The sequence below is a fragment of the Variovorax sp. 20P10.2.4 genome, from assembly GCF_058244205.1.
On sequence record NZ_JBZAYE010001027.1, the window covers coordinates 1 to 1,734 of the forward strand.

General features: G+C 70.4%; 2 protein-coding genes and 1 pseudogene. 2 read left to right on the top strand and 1 reads right to left on the bottom strand.

Features of this window, described 5'->3' with window-relative positions; all coding sequences use genetic code 11:
* A pseudogene (locus AC27VN_RS40665) lies at positions 1-285 on the bottom strand (hypothetical protein); the annotation flags it as partial.
* Positions 286-332: 47 nt separating this feature from the next.
* Between AC27VN_RS40665 and AC27VN_RS40670 the strand changes: the two are divergent.
* Both AC27VN_RS40670 and AC27VN_RS40675 read left to right on the top strand, forming a co-directional pair.
* A complete protein-coding gene (locus AC27VN_RS40670) occupies positions 333-932 on the top strand; it encodes a LemA family protein (RefSeq protein ID WP_371268851.1) in 600 nt (199 codons plus the stop codon).
* A 15-nt stretch (positions 933-947) separates the two neighbouring features.
* Positions 948-1,734 (top strand): TPM domain-containing protein (locus AC27VN_RS40675; protein WP_490880390.1); only part of this gene is annotated, 787 nt, incomplete at its 3' end.

Genomic DNA, 1,734 nt, shown 5'->3' on the forward strand with positions numbered 1-1,734 from the left:
GAAGGCGACGATCGCGGCCTGGGCCGAGGTCGGCGGCCACTGCTCAATGGGCAGCGGCGGGCAGAGGCAGGACTCGACGCCGGGCAGCCCGTCGTGCATGGGCTCGCTCACCAGCACGCGCACATGCGCATGGCGGTGGCTGCCCGCGAGCCGGTGCAGCAGGTCCTGCCCCAGCGCGCCGGTGGCGCCGGCAATGAGCAGCGTGCCGAAGGCGGCGGAGGCGTCGGGGATGGGCACCGCCGGGCGGTTCGCGCCGCGCAGGGCTTGAAGCGGATCGAGGGACATAGGAGCACCTATGCTAACTTCGGCCCCATTCTGTGGAGGTAATGCAAATGATGATGAAGCGCTGGCTCCTGATCCTCGCGGCGGTCCTGTCCCTCAGCGGATGCGGCTACAACCAGTTCCAGTCGCTCGACGAGGCCAGCAAGTCGGCCTGGAGCGAGGTGCTCAACCAGTACCAGCGGCGCGCCGACCTGGTGCCCAACATCGTCGCCACCGTGAAGGGCGAAGCGGCCTTCGAGCAGGACACGCTGACCAAGGTGATCGAGGCGCGCGCCAAGGCGACCTCGATCCAGGTCACGCCCGAGACGCTCAACAACCCCGAGGCCTTCAACAAGTTCCAGCAGGCGCAGGGCGAGCTCTCCTCGGCGCTGTCGCGGCTGATGGTGGTGTCGGAGCGCTACCCCGACCTCAAGGCCAACCAGTCGTTCCGCGACCTGCGCGTGACGCTCGAGGGCACCGAGAACCGCATCACCGTGGCGCGCAACCGCTACATCGAGAGCGTGCAGGAGTACAACGTGCTCGCGCGCAGCTTCCCCACCAACCTCACGGCCAAGGTCTTCGGCTACGCGCCCAAGCCGAACTTCTCGGTGCAGAACGAGGCCCAGATCTCGGTGCCGCCGACGGTCGACTTCGGCGCGCCGAAGAAGTAAGGCAAAGCTGCGCCGATGGCCGCAGCCCTGATCCGCCGCCTGCTGGCCGCGTTCCTTGCCGTGGCGCTCGGCTGGGCCGCGCTGCCGGCCTTCGCGCAGGCCCCGCTGCCGGTGCCCGCGCTCACGGCGCGCGTGATCGACCAGACCGGCACGCTCGATGCCGCGCAGCGCGCCGGCCTCGAGACCAAGCTCGCGGCCTTCGAGCAGCGCAAGGGCTCTCAGATCGCGGTGCTGATGGTGCCGACCACGCAGCCCGAGGACATCGAGAGCTACACCCAGCGCGTGGGCGATGCCTGGAAGATCGGCCGCAAGGGCGTGGGCGACGGCCTGCTCGTGATCGTCGCCAAGGACGACCGCCGGATGCGCATCGCCCCCGCCAAGGCGCTCGAGGGCGCGGTGCCCGACCTCGCGGCGGCGCGCATCGTCGACGAGGAGATGAAGCCGCGCTTTCGCAACGGCGACTTCGCGGGCGGCATCAACGCCGCGGTCGACCGGCTGATCGGCCTGGTCGACGGCGAGCCGCTGCCCGAGCCCGCGCGCGACGGTGGCGGCGGCGGCAGCAGCCAGGGCTTCGACTGGGAGAACCTCGCGATCTTCCTGTTCGTCGGCGTCTTCATCGGCGCGCCGATCGTGCGCGCGATCCTCGGCAAGACCCTGGGCTCGGTGGTCATGGGCGGCGGCATCGGCGTGGTCGCGTTCTTCCTCACCACCAGCCTCGTGATCGCGGTGCTCGCGGGCATGGTCGCGCTCGTGGTCTCGCTGGCCTCGGGCCTCGCGCGCTTCGGCGGTGGCGGCTGGAGCA

Bases quoted from the DNA above. Each gene is read 5' to 3' on its own strand.
- AC27VN_RS40670 (WP_371268851.1), top strand. From the start codon at position 333: ATGATGATGAAGCGCTGGCTCCTGATCCTCGCGGCGGTCCTGTCCCTC.